We start from the raw sequence: 16,737 nt of genomic DNA on the forward strand, positions 1-16,737 counted from the left end.
TGACACAGCGGTTCCGCCGCGGGGCCCTGCGGGGCCCTGGGGAATCCGGTAGGAAATCAAGGAATGAGGAGAAGGACCGGTGGCCGACAACGCGCGGGCCCGCAAGCTGGCCGATCGCATCCAGGTCGTGGTCGCGGAGACCCTGGACCGGCGAATCAAGGATCCGCGGCTGGGCTTCGTCACGATCACGGACGCCCGGGTCACCGGCGACCTCCGGGAGGCCACGGTCTTCTACACGGTCTACGGAGACGACGAGGAGCGCGCCGCGTCCGCCGCGGCGCTGGAGTCCGCCAAGGGCATCCTCCGCTCCGAGGTCGGCCGCCAGACCGGGGTCCGCTTCACACCGAGCCTGACCTTCGTCCCGGACGCCCTCCCCGACACCGCGCGCACGATCGACGATCTGCTCGACAGGGCGCGCGCCAAGGACGCCGAGGTCCGCGAGGCCTCGACCGGTAAGACGTACGCCGGTGACGCCGACCCGTACCGCAAGCCGGAGGACGAGGACGAGGACGAGGGCGAGGACGCAGCCTCCGAATGAGCCAGCACAGCAAGACGCCCGACGGCCTTGTCATCGTCGACAAGCCGTCGGGCTTCACTTCGCACGATGTCGTCGCCAAGATGCGCGGCATCGCCAGGACCCGCAGGGTCGGCCACGCGGGCACCCTGGACCCGATGGCGACCGGTGTTCTCGTCCTCGGCGTCGAGAAGGCCACCAAGCTCCTCGGCCATCTCGCGCTGACCGAGAAGGAGTACCTCGGTACGATCCGCCTCGGCCAGAACACGATCACGGACGACGCCGAGGGCGAGATCACCTCGTCCACCGACGCCTCCAAGGTCACCCGGGACGGCATCGACGCGGGCGTCGCCGCGCTGACCGGCGACATCATGCAGGTGCCTTCCAAGGTCAGCGCCATCAAGATAGACGGCAAGCGGTCGTACGCGCGGGTGCGCGGCGGCGAGGAGTTCGACATCCCCGCCCGCCCGGTGACCGTTTCGCAGTTCACGGTGTACGACGTCCGCGAGGCCGTCGCCGAGGACGGCACGCCCGTCGTCGACCTCGTCGTCTCGGTGGTCTGCTCCTCGGGTACGTACATCCGCGCCCTCGCCCGTGACCTGGGCGCGGGACTGGGCGTGGGCGGGCATCTGACCGCGCTGCGCCGCACCCGCGTCGGGCCGTACAAGCTCGATGTGGCGAAGACGCTCGACCAGCTCCAGGAGGAGCTGACGGTCATGCCGATCGGCGAGGCCGCCGCCGCGGCGTTCCCGCGCTGGGACGTCGACGAGAAGCGGGCCCGGCTGCTCATCAACGGCGTACGGCTGGACATGCCGGCGTACGACACGAAGGGGCCGGTGGCCGTCTTCGGTCCGGAGGACCGGTTCCTGGCGCTGGTCGAACAGCAGAAGGGCAAGGCGAAGAGCCTCGCGGTCTTCGGCTGAGGCCTCTTTCACCCAGGCCTTCCCTCTTTACACCGAGGGGTTCCCATCGTGGAGCGGGCACGGCCGCTGCCCGCTCCACGATCCCCCTCGGAGGGTGTCTGTCCGCCCCGTCGCACGGATTCACACCATCGAGCAGGCGCTCGGAGTGATCCGAGGGGGCACTGGGGGCGCTTTCGTCCCGCCACCTTCTTCCGGCGATCACCGTGGACCTACTGTCGCTCCCACGCTCGCCGTCCTCGAGCCGCTGCTCATGTGCGTTCCCGAGGGCGCGAAACCGCTGCGACCGGCGGAGGCGCCGGGCAGCCCGGTGCCGATGCGAACGGAGCACCGCGGGCATGGCAGTCTTAGACCTGCGTGAGCGGTCGTCCTCACGCACACAGGTTCGATTCGGGTTCGGGCGAGGAGCGGTCACAGTGCAGCGCTGGCGTGGCTTGGAGGACATCCCCCAGGACTGGGGGCGCAGCGTCGTCACCATCGGTTCCTACGACGGTGTGCACCGGGGCCACCAGCTGATCATCGGGCGGGCCGTGGAACGCGCCCGCGAGTTGGGCGTGCCGTCGGTCGTGGTGACCTTCGACCCGCACCCCAGTGAGGTCGTCCGCCCCGGCAGCCACCCTCCGCTGCTCGCGGCGCACCACCGGCGTGCGGAACTGATGGCGGAGCTCGGGGTGGACGCCGTGCTGATCCTCCCGTTCACCTCGGAGTTCTCGAAGCTGTCGCCCGCGGACTTCATCGTGAAGGTCCTCGTGGACAAGCTCCACGCGCGCGCGGTGATAGAGGGCCCGAACTTCCGCTTCGGCCACAAGGCGGCGGGGAACGTGGACTTCCTGGCCGAGCTGGGCCGTACCTACGACTACGAGGTCGAGGTCGTCGACCTGTACGTGCGCGGTGAGGCGGGCGGCGGCGAGCCCTTCTCCTCCACGCTGACGCGCCGCCTGATCGCCGAAGGCGACGTCGAGGGCGCCGCGGAGATCCTCGGCCGCCCGCACCGCGTCGAGGGCGTCGTCGTCCGCGGCGCCCAGCGCGGCCGCGAACTGGGCTACCCGACGGCCAACGTCGAAACCCTCCCGCACACCGCGATCCCCGCGGACGGTGTCTACGCCGGCTGGCTCACCGCGGACGGCGAACGCATGCCGGCCGCGATCTCCGTCGGCACGAACCCCCAGTTCGACGGCACGGACCGCACGGTCGAGGCGTACGCGATCGACCGCGTCGGCCTCGACCTGTACGGGCTGCACGTGGCCGTCGACTTCCTCGCGTACGTGCGCGGCATGGCGAAGTTCGAGTCCATCGAGGCCCTGCTGGACGCGATCGCGAACGACGTGAAGCGTGCGCGCGAACTGACGACGGAGTACGACGCGTAGCGCCTCCGGCGGCGGGCCTCGCCCGGTACGTGACTCGGGCTGACTCAGCGCACCGTCGCCCAGTGGCAGGCCACGGCCTTCGGGCCCGAGCCCGGGAGGATCGGGAGGTCGTCCGTGCGGCATCGGGTGGCGATGCCCGCGGCGTCCGCTTCGCCCGAGGCGAGGATCTGGCAGCGGGCGTGGAAGCGGCAGCCGGCCGGGATGCGGGAGGGGTCCGGGGGTTCGCCGGTGAGGACCACCGGCGGTTCGGTGGACTCGGGCAGCACCGACAGCAGCGCCCGCGTGTACGGGTGTCGAGGGTTCGTCAGGACGTCTTCCACCGGGCCCGTCTCCACGATCCGGCCCAGGTACATGACGGCGACCCGGTCCGCGATGTTCCACGCCAGGCCCAGATCGTGGGTCACCACCAGCGCGGAGAGGCCCAGCTCGTCCCGCAGCCGCAGCAGCAGCGCGAGGATCTCGCCCCGCACCGAGGCGTCCAGTGAGGCCACCGGCTCGTCGGCGACGATGAGTTCGGGCTGGAGGACCAGCGCGCCCGCGATGACCACGCGCTGGCGCTGGCCGCCCGACAGCTCGTGCGGGTAGCGGAGGAAGAAGCGTTCGGGCGGCCGCAGACCCGCGCGCGAGAGGGCCTCCGCGACCGCGGCGCGTTCGTCCCCCTCGTACCCGTGGATCCGCAGGCCCTCCGCCACCGCGTCGTACACCGTGTGCCGCGGATTGAGCGACCCGCTCGGATCCTGCAGCACCAGCTGCACCCGCTTGCGGTACGCCCTCAGCGCCCGGGAGCCGTACGAGAGCGGCGCACCGCCGAAGGCGATACGGCCCGCCGTGGGCTCCACGAGGCCGAGCAGCGTCCGCGCCAGCGACGTCTTGCCGCAGCCGGACTCGCCGACGAGCGCGACGATCTCCCCGGCGCCGATGTCCAGATCGACCCCGTCGACGGCGCGCGCCGCCGGTGCGCCCCGGCGCCCGGGGAAGGCCACACGCAGACCTGCGGCCGACAGCAGGGGGGCGACGGTCATCCTGGACTCCTCGACAGCACTCATGCTTCCTCCGGTGCACCCGCGTGCACACACGCGGCCCGCCGTCCCGCCCCCGCCCCGCGCAGCTCCTGCTCGTCCCGCGCGCACGCGTCCAGCGCCACGGGGCAGCGCGGATGGAACGTACAGCCGTCCGGCAGCGCCGAAGGGTCCGGCGGGTCCCCGGGCAGCCCCCGCGGCGCCCGACGCGACGCCGGGTCCCCGATGCGCGGGAACGCCGCCGACAACGCCCGCCCGTACGGATGCGCAGCCGCGTCGTACACGTCTCGCGCCGGGCCCTCCTCCACCACCCGCCCCGCGTACATCACCGCGAGCCGGTCGCACGTGTCGGCGAGCACCGCCAGATCGTGGCTGATCATCAGCAGGCTGATGTCCTGCTCGGCCACGAGCTGCTCGATCAGCCGCAGGATCTGCGCCTGGATCATCACATCCAGCGCGGTCGTCGGCTCGTCCGCGACGATCAGCCGTGGGCCGCAGGCGAGTGCCATCGCGATCATCACGCGCTGCCGCTGCCCGCCGGACAGCTCGTGCGGATACGCCTCCGCACGCGCGGCCGGCAGCCCGACCTGCTCCAGCAGCTCGCCCACGTGCCTGCGCGCCGCGCCCGGTGTCGACTGCCGGTGCACGAGCAGGGGCTCGGCGATCTGCTCCCCGATCCGGTGCACGGCGTTGAGCGAGTGCATGGCGCCCTGGAAGACGATCGACGCGCCCGCCCACCGTACGGCCCGCAGCCGCCCCCACTTCATGGTGAGGACGTCCTCGCCGTCCAGCAGGATCTCCCCGGTCAGCCGGGCCGAAGCGGGCAGCAGCCGCAGCAGCGCCAGTGCCAGCGTGGACTTCCCGCACCCCGACTCGCCTGCGAGGCCCAGCTTCCGGCCCGTCTCCACGGTCAGGTCGACACCTCGTACGGCGGGCACGGCTGCCGCCCCCGTCCCGTACGTGACCCTCAGGTCCTTGATCTCGAGGAGGCTCAACGACCCACTCCCAGCTTCGGGTTGAGCACCGACTCGACCGCCCGCCCGCACAGCGTGAACGCCAGCGCCACCAGCGCCACCGCGATCCCCGGCGGGGCCAGGTACCACCAGTGCCCCGACGACACCGCGCCCGCCTCCCGCGCGTCCTGGAGCATGCCGCCCCACGACACCACCGACGGATCGCCGAGCCCGAGGAACGCGAGCGTCGCCTCCGTCAGGATCGCGGTGGAGATGCCGAGCGTGGTCTGGGCCAGGACCAGCGGCATCACATTGGGCAGCACATGGCGGGCCATGACGTGTCCGTGCCCGCCGCCGAGCGCCCTCGCCCGTTCGATGTACGGGCGCGACTCGACCGCGATCGTCTGCGCGCGCACCAGCCGCGCCGTCGTCGGCCACGTCGTGACGCCGATCGCAAGGATCACCGTCCAGACACTCCGCGACAGCACCGTGGCCAGGACGATCGCCAGTACCAGCGTCGGCATCACCAGGAACCAGTCGGTGATCCGCATGACGACCGTCGAGAGCCGGCCGCCGTAGTGCCCGGCGATGATGCCCACGAGCGTGCCGATGCCCACCGACAGCGCCGCGGCGAGCAGCCCCACGGTGAGCGAGATCCGCGCGCCCCAGATCAGCAGCCCCAGCAGCGACCGCCCGAACTGGTCCGTCCCGAGCGGGAATGCGGAGCTGGGGGACTCCAGCGCAGTCCCCGGCGCGTTGGTGACGCTCTGCACGTCGCTCCCGACGAGCACCGGCGCGGCGAGCGCGACCAGGGCGAGCAGCGCGAGTCCGCCGAGGCCGACGACCCCCGCCCGGTGGGTACGGTACGCGCGCCAGAACCGGGCCACCGAGTCGCGTCGGCGTGTCCAGAGCAGAGACCTCGTCATCGGCCCACCCTCGGGTCGAGCAGCGGATACAGCAGATCGGCCAGGAGGTTCATCAGGATCATCGCGCCGGCGAAGACCACGAACAGCCCCTGCACCAGCGGCAGATCGGGCACGCTCAGCGCCTGGTAGAACAGTCCGCCGAGCCCCGGCCAGGAGAAGACCGTCTCGACGAGGATCGACCCGGCGGCCACATGACCGAGGTTGATGAAGACCATCGTGACGGTCGGCAGCAGCGCGTTGGGAACGGCATGCCGGCGCCGTACGGCATCGTCCCGCAGCCCCTTCGCCCGGGCCGTCGTCAGATAGTCGCTGCCCATCTCGTCCAGCAGCGAGGAACGCATCACCAGCAGCGTCTGCGCGTACCCGACGGCGACCAGCGTCAGCACCGGCAGCACCATGTGGTGCGCGACGTCCAGGACGTACGCGAAGCCCGTGGCGTCGCCGGACTCCATGCCGCCGGTCGGGAACAGGCCCGGGAGCGGCCCGACGCCCACCGAGAAGGTGATGATCAGGAGCAGGCCGAGCCAGAAGGACGGCACCGACCACAGGGTCAGTGCCACCCCCGTGCTGAGCCGGTCGCCGAGCCCGCCGTGCCGCCACGCGGAGCGCGTACCGAGCCACAGCCCGAGCGCCGAGTAGATCACCACGGCGACCCCGGTGAGCAGCAGCGTCGCCGGCAGCTTCTGTCCGATGAGCTCGCCGACCGGGGCGTGGAACTGGTACGACGTGCCCAGATCGCCCGTGAGCGCGCCCGCGCAGTACTCCGTGAACTGCTGCCACAGCGGCAGATCGAGACCGAACTGACGGCGCAGCGTGGCCAGTTGCCCCTCGCTGGTCGGCATACCGTGCGTCATGGCCTTGACCGGGTCGCCGGGGACGATCCTGAAGAGGAAGAAGCTGGTGACGAGGACGGCGAACAGCGACACGGCCGCGCCGCCCAGCTTGCCCGCCACATATACCGGATACGCGCTCGCACCGCGGCCGCGTGCGGCGCGGGCCTCGGGGGATCCGGGTGGCCGCGCCGCCTCGGCCGGGACGGAGCCGGTCGTGGTGCTCGTGGTGCTGCTCATCGGCTACTCACGGTCTTCCGCGGTGGCACGGCGGCGCCGGCTGCCGATGACACCGATCGTGACGACCAGGACGACGGACACCCCGATGCCGATGGCCACGGCCGTGGAGGAACCCCCGCCGGCCGACGTCGCGGCGCCGCTCCCGGCAGCCGGTTCGGCGGACCACCAGCTCCAGTAGCCGTCCTGGCCGTAGAGGTTGCCGGCGGCCTCCGGCATGGTCGTGATGGACTTGATCTGGTCCGTACGGTACGCCTCCACCGCGTTCGGGTACGCCATGACATTCATGTACCCGGTGTCGTACAGCCGGGCCTGCATCTGCTTGACCAGGGCGCTGCGCCTGGCCGCGTCGTACTCCACGGCCTGTTGTGCGTACAGGTCGTCGAACTGCTTGTCGCAGATGAAGTTGTCGGTGGCGCCCGTGTCCTTGGGCGTGGCGGGCAGGGCCGCGCAGGTGTGGATGGAGAGGACGAAGTCCGGGTCGGGGTTGACGGACCAGCCGTCGAACGCCAGGTCGTAGTCGCCCTTGAGCCACGGGTCGGAGACGTTGTCGAGACAGTCGACCTTCAGCCCGACGCCGAGCGCGCCCCACCACTCCTGGAGGTACTTGCCGATCGCCTTGTCGTTCGGATCGGTGGCGTGGCAGAGGATCCGCAGGTCCAGCGCCCTGCCGTCCTTGCCCACGCGCTTGCCGCTGCCGGTCTTGCGGTATCCGGCCCGGTCGAGGAGTGCGGCCGCCTTGGCCGGGTCGTACCCGATCCTCCGGTCCGCGGCCGGCTTCCAGAAGTACGGGCCGAAGCGCGGCGGGATGTACCCCTCGCCCTCCACCGCATGGCCCTGGAACACCTTGTCGACGATGGTCCTGCGGTCGACCGCGTGGAACAGCGCCTTGCGCACCGTCGGGTCGAGCAGCGCGGGGTGTCCGCTGCCGAACGTCCCGCCGTCCCTGGCCCGGGCGCCGGGGTTGGTGGCGAGCGCGAAGAAGCGCCGGCCCGGAGCGTCGTTGACCTTGATGTTCTCGGCGTTCCTGAGTGACGCCGCCTGGGCCGGGGTGAGGTTGGAGACGAAGGACACCTCGCCCTTCCGAAGCGCCGCGACCGCCGCGTCACCGTCCTTGTAGTACTTGAACACCAGCTCGTCGAACTTCGGTGCGCCACGCCAGAAGTTCTTGTTGGGCCTGAGCCTGATGTACTGATCGACCTTGAAGTCGGTGAGGACGAACGGGCCGTTGCCGACGACGGGGAACTGCTTGTCGTTGTTGAACTTCGAGAAGTCGCCGACCTTCTCCCAGACGTGCTTGGGCACGATCGGGACGTCCAGGGCGGTCATCGTCGCCTGTGGCTTCTTCAGTTCGATGACGAGCGTGCCGGGATCGGGGGCGGTGACCTTCCTGAAGTTGGCCGTGAAGCTGCCGTTGGCGGTGGCGGCGTTCTCGTCCGTCATCATCCTGTTGAAGGTCCAGGCGGCGTCCTCGGCCGTGGCCTTCTCGCCGTCGGACCAGGTGGAGTCCTTGCGGATGGTGTACGTCCACGTCAGCTTGTCCGGGGACGACGACCACTCGGTGGCGAGGCCAGGGACCGGATGTGCGTCCTTGACGTCGTAGTTCGTCAGGTAGTCGTAGATCAGCCGGTGGACGGTGGTGGAGATCAGCCGCTGCGCCAGGAACGGGCTGAGGGAGTCCACGCTCTGCGAGACGGCGACCGTGAGGACCCGGCCCTTGCCGTCCTTGCTGTCCTGGCCGTCCTTGTCGTCGGTCGCCGCGGCGTGCGACGGCACGGCCACGAGCGCCGAGGCCGCGATGCCGGTGGCGAGAATCAGCCGGAGGAACGGACGCCGGCGTGAGGTGTGGGGCGGAGCCGTTGTGATCATAGGACGTTGACCTCGCGTCGTAACTCGCTTGGAGGACGCACGTGGATCTTGTGGGCGCCAACTGGTGAAGCGAAGGTCTATCAGCGTGGTCTAGACGTGTCAACGATGTGGCGACATGGCGTCAAACCCCTTGTGTGCTGGGCGAATGCGAGAGGGCCCGCACCGTGGAGAACGGTGCGAGCCCTCAGAGGTCTAAACCGCTGACGCCCTACTGCTGAGGGGCCGGCGGCGCCTGCGGAGGCTGCTGATGCGGGTAGCCGTAACCGGCAGGCGGGACGGGGCCCTGGAGCTCGGGCTGGCCCGGCTGAGCGGGTGCCTGGCCCGGCTGACCGTGCTGGCCCTGCTGGCCCGGGAAGGGCTGCGGCGGGAGCGCCGGCCGGCCGTGCTGCGGCTGCGGAGGCTGCTGCTGCGCGGGAGGCTGTCCGGCAGGGCTCGGCACGGACTGCGCCTGGGACGGCTGCGACTGCTGCCACGGCTGCTGCACACTCGGCTGCGGCGGATACGGCTGCTGTCCCCCGTACGGAGGCTGTCCCCCGTACGGCGGCTGCTGCGGGTCCGGTGCGTACGGCTGGGCCGGCTGCTGACCCGCGTACGGCTGGTTCGGCATCGGCGGCGCCATGTGCGGCGGCTGGTGGCCCTGGCCCTCCGACGTCCACAGCCCCTGTACCTGCTGCGCCCGTACGAAGTCCTCGGCGACCATCGCGGACAGATTGAAGTACGCCTCACGGGTCTTCGGACGCATCATGTCCAGGTCGACCTCGGCGCCCGCCGACAGATGCTCGTCGAACGGCACCACCACGACCCCGCGGCAGCGGGTCTCGAAGTGCTGCACGATGTCCTCGACCTTGATCATCTTGCCGGTCTCGCGGACACCCGAGATCACGGTGATCGAGCGCTGCACCAGGTCCGCGTAGCCGTGCGCCGACAGCCAGTCGAGCGTGGTGCTCGCGCTGCTCGCGCCGTCCACCGACGGCGTGGAGATGATGATGAGCTGGTCGGCGAGGTCCAGCACCCCGCGCATCGCGCTGTAGAGCAGGCCGGTGCCGGAGTCCGTGAGGATGATCGGGTACTGCTTGCCCAGCACCTCGATCGCGCGCCGGTAGTCCTCGTCGTTGAACGTCGTCGAGACGGCCGGGTCCACGTCGTTGGCGATGATCTCCAGACCGGAAGGCGCCTGTGAGGTGAACCGGCGGATGTCCATGTACGAGTTCAGGTACGGGATCGCCTGGACCAGGTCGCGGATGGTCGCCCCGGTCTCGCGGCGCACCCGGCGGCCCAGCGTGCCGGCGTCCGGGTTGGCGTCGATCGCCAGGATCTTGTCCTGCCGCTCGGTGGCGAGCGTCGAACCGAGCGCGGTGGTCGTCGTGGTCTTGCCGACGCCGCCCTTGAGGCTGATGACCGCGATCCGGTAGCAGGACAGCACCGGCGTACGGATCAGTTCGAGCTTGCGCTGGCGCTCGGCCTCCTCCTTCTTGCCGCCGAGCTTGAAACGGGCGGCGGCGCCGGAGGGGTTACGGCTCGACTTGGCCTTCTGCTTGTTGTTGCGCATGAGGCGGTCGGAGGAGAGCTCCACCGCCGCCGTGTAGCCGAGCGGTGCGCCCGGCACGGAACGCTCACGCTGGTCGTGCGTGACGGGCGTCGGCCAGGCGCCACCGGACCGCGGGTCGACGGGGGCCGCGGCGGGAGGCTGCGGCTGGCCCTGGCCCTGGCCCGGTGTCTGCTGCGCGGGTGCGTGGGGCGCGTGGGGCGTGGCGGGCGCGGGGAGGTTCGGCGCCTGGGGTGCGTGCGGTGCCTGAGGCGGCAGCTGGGCGGGCACGCCGGGCTGCGGCTGGGCGGCCTGGGGGAAGCCGTATCCGCCTTGCGGAACCTGTGGGACCTGCGGAGCTTGCGGAACCTGGGGGTTCAGCCCGGGGGCGGCGGGCTGCGGCTGGGCGGCCTGGGGGAAGCCGTAACCGCCTTGCGGAACCTGCGGGTTCGGCCCGGGGACAGCGGGCGGCACGGGGGCTGTCCCCTGCAGTGCCTGCGGTGCGTGCGGGGCCGGTGCCTGGGCGTGGGGCGCGTGGGGTGCCTGCGGGGCGGGCGCGTCGGCCTGGGGCTGCTGCTGCTGCTGCGGCGGCGGCAGAGGGAACCCGTAACCGCCTTGCTGCGCGGGCAGGTTCGGGGTCCCGGTTCCGGTCCCCGGCTGCGGGAAGCCGTAGCCGCCCTGCTGCGGACCGGCGTCCGCGGCGGGTGCGGGTGCAGGGGTCGGCTGATGCTGCACCGGAGGCTGCTGTGCGGGCCACTGGGGCGCGGCACTCGGCGCGGCGGGCGGGAACGCGGGCGGCAGCGGGGGCAGGGCCCCGCCCTGCGCGGCCGGTGCGGGAGACCAGGGCTGGGCGGCGGCCGGACCGGGCGCGACGCCCTGCGGGCCGTCCACGGGAGCAGCGTCCTGCGGAGCGGAGCCCTGGGGGATGGAGCCCTGTGGAGCGGAGTCCTGAGGAACGGAATCGGCGGGTGCGGCGTCAGCTGGCGCGGCGTCGGCCGGCCCCTCGGTGGCGGAGTCCTGAGCCGAGTCGTCGGCAGAACCATGAGCCGGGGCGGAGTCCGCGTCGGTGCCCGCGTCCTGAACCTCGGCTGCGTCTTCGGGTGCTCCGGAGCCGGCATCGGTGCTGGTGTCGGTGCGCGGTGTCTCGTCCGCCGCGGTCTCGGGACCGTCAACGGCCCCGCCGTCCACGGTGCCTTCCGTACCCGGACCCGTGCTCGCGGGAGCCTCGGGCTCGACGTCGTTGCCGCCGACGCCGCCGGTGCCCCCGGCCGCAGCCGCGGCAGCAGCCTCCCGCTCCGCGATCTCACGCTTCAGCGCGGCGGGGGAGAAGCGCATCGTCGCCCCGCTCTCCACATCCCCACCGCCGAACGGCTGCGGCGCGCCGGGCCCCGAGTCGGCAGAAGCGACAACCGGGGCGGGAGCCACAGGAACAGCAGGAGCCGGAGGAACGGGCGCAGGGGCCGGGGCAACAGGCTCGGGCACAGGGGTTGCCGCGGGCGCAGGCGTGGACACGGGGGTTGCCCCGGGTGCGGGGGCAGCAGGCGCAGGCGCCGGTGCGGCGGGCCCGGGCGTCGGCGCGGGCGCCCAGTTCGGCTCGAAGCCGCTGCCCTGGGGCAGTCCCGGCATCGCTATCGGCGCCCCGGGCGGCGGCGGAGGCGTCGCTCCCTGCGCACCCGAGCCGGCCGCCGGTTCCCCCGACGCGTTCTGCGTGTACCAGGCCGGCGGGGTGTAGTCGATGGTGAACTCACCCGTCATCTCTGCGGGCTCCGCGTCGGACTGATCATCGACGGGCATGTTCCAACCCCCGCGGATCTCGTCCCGATCGCCGTTCACTTTGCCTCCTGTGGTCGAGCACCCTCGTGCCGTGGTGGGTGGGGGCGACCGCTACCGTCGTCCGGTCCGCCCGGCTCTCCCCCTTTGGGACGCCGCGCACCTGCCGGCAGGTTCTTGCCGCGCCCTGACCCACCCTAATCGTCAACGGTGTCAGTACGGCAGGGCGGACCGCCCGCCATCGACTGTCCCGTACATCACCCCTGCCCCCGAGTGACATGGGTACGCCGGAGCGTGAGGGTCGAAGCGGTCAAACCCGTACGGACCGCGGCCGGTCGAGGCATCACGGAACCGGCAAGTGGCAGCGCTGCCCAGCACCCCTCCGCAAGGCAGGCTGCCAACTTCCGGATGTGGTCCCGACATGTCGGGGATTGCCCGGGCGCAGGAGCTCAGCGCAGGTCGAACTCCCCGTCGCGCGCGCCGAGGACGAACGCCCGCCACTCGGCCTCGGTGTACCGCAGCACAGTGTCCGGTTCCGTCGACGAGCGCATTGCGACGGCACCGCCAGGCAGGTAGGCGATCTCGACCCGCTCCTCGTCCGGGCTGGTGCCGGGAGCGCCGTGCCACCCGACGCCGGAGATGTCGAGTGCGTACAGCTCGTCCTTCTCTTGTGCGCTCCCCATGAGCCACGCTTCCTTTCGGTGGTGCCGCGTCGAACGTGCCCTGGACCGACCGGACGTGCCGCATTCCCCAGGAGATTGCGCACAGTTGGATGTTGCCAGGGTCACACCGGCATCCTATCCAGCGGGGGGCCACTCCCGTTCCCGGACGGGCTGCGGACGTTCGGGGCTGAGCCCGGCCGGTCGCGTCGTGCGCCCGCCCCTCCGACGCCCCTCGCGGCTGCTGCTCGACGCCCAGCGCCAAGCATCGACGCCGACGCCCCCACCGACGCCGACGCCGACGCCCCCACCGACGCCGACGCCGACGCCCCCACCGACGCCGACGCCGACGCCCCCACCGACGCCGACGCCGACGCCGACGCCGAGGACGCTTCCTCAGTCCATCCGGCGGGCCACGCCCAGCAGCCCGGTCTCGGCGTCCGTCGCGGTCGTCATCACCCAGTGCCGCTCACGTCCCGAGACCCAGAGCGTGACACCGTCCGCCAGCGTCGGAAGCGCGTCGCTCTCGGCCCGGGCCAGCCCGAGGATCCGGCCCATCTGCTCCGCCTCCTGCGGCGAGACCCGTTGCACCCCCACCAGCGTCGAGTCGCGCAGCAGCCGCGGTGCGACCGGGCTCAGATACGGCAGCAGCGTCAGCACCGACTGCCAGGGCGACGACACCACCCGCCCCCGGGGCGGCCGCATGCCGCAGTCCCGGACAACGACCACGGGGCTGCCGACCGTGGCGCCCATGGGCGGCACGCGCCCCACATCGTGGAGCGTGATGCACTCCAGGCCCGCGCCCGCCGCCTGCGCCAGCGTGGTCCAGGCCTGGGCGCGCCCGGTTTCGACCGCCACCCGGGCACCCGTGCCGGCCGCGCGGAGCGCCATTATCTGGGCGGTCCAGAGCCCGCCGATCAGCAGTACGTCGTACGGTGTCGAGCGGTGAAAGCCGACCATCTGAGGGCGGCCTTCGGCGTCGTCACCGATGACGACGCCGTCGTCCCCGACCGGCAGGGACAGCGTCCCGAGATCGTCCGCCGGCACCGTGTGCCCCGCGTGGCGCGGGCCGAACAGCCCCCGCAGCCCACGCACTGATCCGGTCGTCACACCCGTCATCGGGCACCTCCCAGAGGCATCGTCGCCAGTGCGCCGGGCAGCTGCTCGCGGTCCAGCCGTTGCAGGCCGACCTTCGCCGACCGGGCGGCCCGCTCCAGCGCCCTTCGCACTCCCACCAGTTCGGTGTCCGAGCCGCCGGTGATCCGGACATGGCCGCCCACGGTCATGGCTCCCTTGTGCGCGCCCCGCCGCAGGGTGAGGCTGAAGGTGGTCGCATAGGCCGGGGTCGAGGTGAGGGTCGACACCAACTTCGGCAGCGGCTGTGCTCCGCGTCCCAACTCGGGCCAGCGGCCCACGGCGTACGTCGTGTGCCAGCGGTCGTCGCAGCGCCAGACCCGCGAAGTCTCGGCCGTCCGGCGCTGGGGCGCGACTCCGGGCTGGCCTGCGAGGGCCGTGGCCTTCGGACTCGAGCAGGCAGCAGTCGCCATCGCCGAGTTGAGTTCCTCCTGGTCCAGGACCAGGGCCTGGAACCCGGCTCCGGCGAGACGGCTCGCCACATGGTCCGCGACGCGTACGAGACAGCGCTGAGCGCCTTCCACCCCGCCGCCGCGGGCCTCGACCGCCTCGCGGCAGAGCTCCGGGTCCAGCTTCACCGCCACCCATGTCATCCTCAGCGCCGGTGCGCCGGTGCGCTCCTGGAGCGGTGCGTACGAGAGCCGCGCCACCGACTGCTGCGGCAGATGGGGCGCGGGCGCCGACCGCACCTGCTGCACCAGCTGCACCGACTCCAGCGTGATGTCGTCGACCTTGAGCGCCCCGCCGAGCAGCGACAGGGGCAGAGCCCGCGCGCCGAAGGCGGGACGCAGCGCGGAACCGCTCGCCTCGACCCGTACGACGGCCGTGAGGAAAGTGCCGTCGCCGAGCATTCCCACCGTGCGCCGGTCACGGTCCACGTAGGTGAACGGCCGGACTCCCGGCATCGCTTCGGCGACCGGTGCCAGTGAGGGATCGAGATCGGCGGAGGAGGGCATGGCAGCGCGTCGGCGCGCACGGAGGCCGAGCGCCGTCGACAGCCAGTCCTGTACGGCATGACCGCGCCGACGCACCACCGCGAGGAGTACCAGGACCGAGGCGACGACCATCGCGGGTATCAGCCAGAGGCCGCCGAGCGCGGCACCGACCACGACCAGCGCGAGCGCCAGCTCGACGAGCACCAACTGCCGCAGCTGGAAGGGACCGATCCGGCTGGTACGCGACAGGGGCCGCAGAGTCGTCGAGGCGGGGACCGCCCGGGGCGCGCTGCTCGCCGCTGCGTTGCTGCGTTGCCGCCGGGAACTGTCAGGGGCGCGTCCGGAAGTCCGCCCATTGCGCGCGCGCGTCGCCGTACCCATCGCCGCGTTGCCCCCTCGTGTCCGTATTTGCCGAATTCCCATGGGCGTTGACCGGGCGATCACCCTACCTGAGCAGTGGGGAGCAGGCGTCACCAGGCATAGTAGGGGCGGCACGGCGACGGGTCCCATGACGAGGGTGTGGCAACCTGGTCGCTCAGCGGGGAGAGGGACAGCGGACAGATGGCATCACGTCGGGACGAACTCAACGCATACACCTTCGCGAAGCGGAGACTGGTCGCGCAGTTCGTACAGCCGAACACGACCGGCTCGGAGGAGGGGGCGCCTCGTCCGCTGCGTGCGGTGGTGCCCGGAGCCATCGTCGCCGTGGTGGTCCTCGCGGTCTTCGGCGCGTGGGGCATGTTCAAACCGGTGGCTCCGCGGGACTGGGACAGGCCCGGTGAGAACGTCATCATCGCCAGCAAGTCGACCACTCGCTATGTCGTGTTGAAGACCGGCAACAAGACACAGCTCCACCCGGTCCTCAACATGTCGTCGGCGAAGCTCCTGCTCAACGCCGACAAGGGCAAGGTCATCAACGTCGACGAGTCCGTGCTCGACAGCGGCAAGATCCCGCACGGTGCCACCCTCGGCATCCCGTACGCCCCCGACCGGCTGCCCGATGCCAAGGACGCCGGAGTCGCCAAGCGCTGGGCCGTCTGTGAACGGCCGGGTGAGGGCGGCAGGGCCATCCAGAAAGCCGCCTTCGTCCTCGCCGAGCGTGAGGAGAAGAAGACCGAGGGAGCGAACCGGCTGCGCGGCGGCGAGCTGATGTACGTGGAGGCCGACAAGACCCGCTACGTCGTCGACGCCGACGGCACCGCATACCCCGTCGAGAACGACGAACTGCTGCTGCGCCAGATCGTGGGCCTCGGCCGGGCGGCCCAGCGCGTGTCCCCCGCGTGGCTCGACACCCTCCACAAGGGCGACAAGATTGCGTTCCCCACGATTCCCGGCGCGGGCCAGGACGCCGGTGTCCCCGGCAAGCTGCCGGACGACGTGAACAAGGTGGGCATGGTCCTCACCGCCACCGACGGCATGAAGAACCAGCAGTACGTCGTCCTGCGCGGCCGGGTCGCCCCCATTACCGACTTCACGGCGAAGCTCCTCCTCAACAGCCGGGACCTGATCGACCTGGGCCAGGACGGACGTGCGAAGGCCGTCAGCGCCGCGACCTTTCAGCCCGGTGAGGCGTTCGGCCAGGACAAGAAGTGGCCGGTGCACGCCCCGACGCCCGTCAACTCGGCGGGCACGGGGGAGGGAAGCCGCAACACCGTGTGCAACGTCCTGCGCGAGGTGGACGAGGACGGCTCGACCACCCTCAGCACCTGGGCGGGCACCGACTTCCCCGCGACCCTGCCCACCGGATCGAGCAGTGCCTACGTCACTCCGGGGTCCGGACAGTTGTTCCGTCAGTTCAAGGGCTCCCGGACCGACACGGGCTTTCTCTTCCTGGTCACCGACACCGGACTGCGCTACGCCATGCAGTCCAACGGCGACAGCGCGACGGACGAATCCGGCATCGGCTCCTCCGGCTCGAAGAAGGAGAAGGAGGCCCGGGTGCAGGAGGCGCGGCAGGCCCAGAACAGGCTCGGATACAAGGACGTCGAACCCGTACCGGTGCCCGCCGCCTGGTCCACCCTCCTGCCCACCGGCCCCCGCCTGTCCACCAGCGCCGCGAGCCTGCCGCAGGGTTCGTGA

The 16,737-nt window shown here is 71.6% G+C and carries 13 protein-coding genes; 4 read left to right on the forward strand and 9 right to left on the reverse strand.

The genetic code is table 11. The features are described from left to right. The first annotated feature begins 79 nt into the window (after window positions 1-79). From rbfA to AC0699_RS15955, 3 genes are all read left to right on the forward strand, one after another. The gene (gene rbfA, locus AC0699_RS15945) at window positions 80-538 is read left to right on the forward strand and encodes a 30S ribosome-binding factor RbfA (RefSeq protein ID WP_478660231.1); all 459 of its coding nucleotides are present in this window, start codon (window positions 80-82) and stop codon (window positions 536-538) included. Beyond that, entirely contained in the window at window positions 535-1,437 is a 903-nt protein-coding gene (gene truB, locus AC0699_RS15950; protein WP_478660233.1) for a tRNA pseudouridine(55) synthase TruB, read from the forward strand. Before rbfA ends, truB begins: the two co-directional genes overlap by 4 nt. A 413-nt stretch (window positions 1,438-1,850) precedes the next feature. Then, complete coding sequence (locus tag AC0699_RS15955; protein ID WP_478660234.1) at window positions 1,851-2,801, forward strand: bifunctional riboflavin kinase/FAD synthetase; 951 nt, start codon at window positions 1,851-1,853, stop codon at window positions 2,799-2,801. Window positions 2,802-2,845: 44 nt separating this feature from the next. On the opposite strand, the gene AC0699_RS15960 is transcribed toward AC0699_RS15955, so the two are convergent. The 9 genes from AC0699_RS15960 to eccE form a co-directional block, all read right to left on the reverse strand. Beyond that, a complete protein-coding gene (locus AC0699_RS15960; RefSeq protein WP_478660236.1) occupies window positions 2,846-3,823 on the reverse strand; it encodes an oligopeptide/dipeptide ABC transporter ATP-binding protein in 978 nt (325 codons plus the stop codon). A gap of 20 nt (window positions 3,824-3,843) precedes the next feature. Then, window positions 3,844-4,815 carry an ABC transporter ATP-binding protein gene (locus AC0699_RS15965; protein WP_478660238.1) on the reverse strand — a complete coding sequence of 324 codons (972 nt, stop codon included), beginning with the start codon at window positions 4,813-4,815 and terminating at the stop codon, window positions 3,844-3,846. Next, window positions 4,812-5,699, reverse strand: coding sequence for an ABC transporter permease (locus AC0699_RS15970; protein ID WP_478660240.1), 888 nt, complete (start codon window positions 5,697-5,699; stop codon window positions 4,812-4,814). Before AC0699_RS15970 ends, AC0699_RS15965 begins: the two co-directional genes overlap by 4 nt. Beyond that, the gene (locus AC0699_RS15975; RefSeq protein ID WP_478660242.1) at window positions 5,696-6,769 is read right to left on the reverse strand and encodes an ABC transporter permease; all 1,074 of its coding nucleotides are present in this window, start codon (window positions 6,767-6,769) and stop codon (window positions 5,696-5,698) included. Before AC0699_RS15975 ends, AC0699_RS15970 begins: the two co-directional genes overlap by 4 nt. 3 nt (window positions 6,770-6,772) lie before the next feature. After that, window positions 6,773-8,635 (reverse strand): ABC transporter substrate-binding protein, encoded by a 1,863-nt coding sequence (locus AC0699_RS15980; protein WP_478660244.1) that lies wholly within the window; start codon window positions 8,633-8,635, stop codon window positions 6,773-6,775. 208 nt (window positions 8,636-8,843) lie between these two features. Then, a complete protein-coding gene (locus tag AC0699_RS15985; protein ID WP_478660246.1) occupies window positions 8,844-11,993 on the reverse strand; it encodes an SCO5717 family growth-regulating ATPase in 3,150 nt (1,049 codons plus the stop codon). 386 nt (window positions 11,994-12,379) lie between these two features. Then, a complete protein-coding gene (locus AC0699_RS15990) occupies window positions 12,380-12,613 on the reverse strand; it encodes a DUF397 domain-containing protein (RefSeq protein WP_478660248.1) in 234 nt (77 codons plus the stop codon). Between the two features lie 372 nt (window positions 12,614-12,985). After that, the gene (locus tag AC0699_RS15995) at window positions 12,986-13,708 is read right to left on the reverse strand and encodes a hypothetical protein (protein WP_478660250.1); all 723 of its coding nucleotides are present in this window, start codon (window positions 13,706-13,708) and stop codon (window positions 12,986-12,988) included. Then, the gene (eccE, locus tag AC0699_RS16000) at window positions 13,705-15,039 is read right to left on the reverse strand and encodes a type VII secretion protein EccE (protein WP_478660252.1); all 1,335 of its coding nucleotides are present in this window, start codon (window positions 15,037-15,039) and stop codon (window positions 13,705-13,707) included. The genes AC0699_RS15995 and eccE overlap by 4 nt, the downstream gene beginning before the upstream one ends. 180 nt (window positions 15,040-15,219) lie before the next feature. Here eccE and eccB point away from each other — a divergent pair, with 180 nt between their 5' ends. Beyond that, window positions 15,220-16,737 (forward strand): type VII secretion protein EccB, encoded by a 1,518-nt coding sequence (gene eccB, locus AC0699_RS16005; protein ID WP_478660254.1) that lies wholly within the window; start codon window positions 15,220-15,222, stop codon window positions 16,735-16,737.

This window comes from Streptomyces sp. NPDC043870 (assembly GCF_056435785.1).

Excerpts from the sequence above, each read along its gene's own strand:
- eccE (WP_478660252.1), bottom strand. The coding sequence starts at position 15,039 with ATGGGTACGGCGACGCGCGCGCGCAATGGGCGGACTTCCGGACGCGCC.
- AC0699_RS15970 (WP_478660240.1), bottom strand. The coding sequence starts at position 5,699 with ATGACGAGGTCTCTGCTCTGGACACGCCGACGCGACTCGGTGGCCCGG.
- AC0699_RS15980 (WP_478660244.1), bottom strand. The coding sequence starts at position 8,635 with ATGATCACAACGGCTCCGCCCCACACCTCACGCCGGCGTCCGTTCCTC.
- truB (WP_478660233.1), top strand. The coding sequence starts at position 535 with ATGAGCCAGCACAGCAAGACGCCCGACGGCCTTGTCATCGTCGACAAG.
- AC0699_RS15975 (WP_478660242.1), bottom strand. The coding sequence starts at position 6,769 with ATGAGCAGCACCACGAGCACCACGACCGGCTCCGTCCCGGCCGAGGCG.
- eccB (WP_478660254.1), top strand. The coding sequence starts at position 15,220 with ATGGCATCACGTCGGGACGAACTCAACGCATACACCTTCGCGAAGCGG.
- AC0699_RS15990 (WP_478660248.1), bottom strand. The coding sequence starts at position 12,613 with ATGGGGAGCGCACAAGAGAAGGACGAGCTGTACGCACTCGACATCTCC.
- AC0699_RS15995 (WP_478660250.1), bottom strand. The coding sequence starts at position 13,708 with ATGACGGGTGTGACGACCGGATCAGTGCGTGGGCTGCGGGGGCTGTTC.
- AC0699_RS15960 (WP_478660236.1), bottom strand. The coding sequence starts at position 3,823 with ATGACCGTCGCCCCCCTGCTGTCGGCCGCAGGTCTGCGTGTGGCCTTC.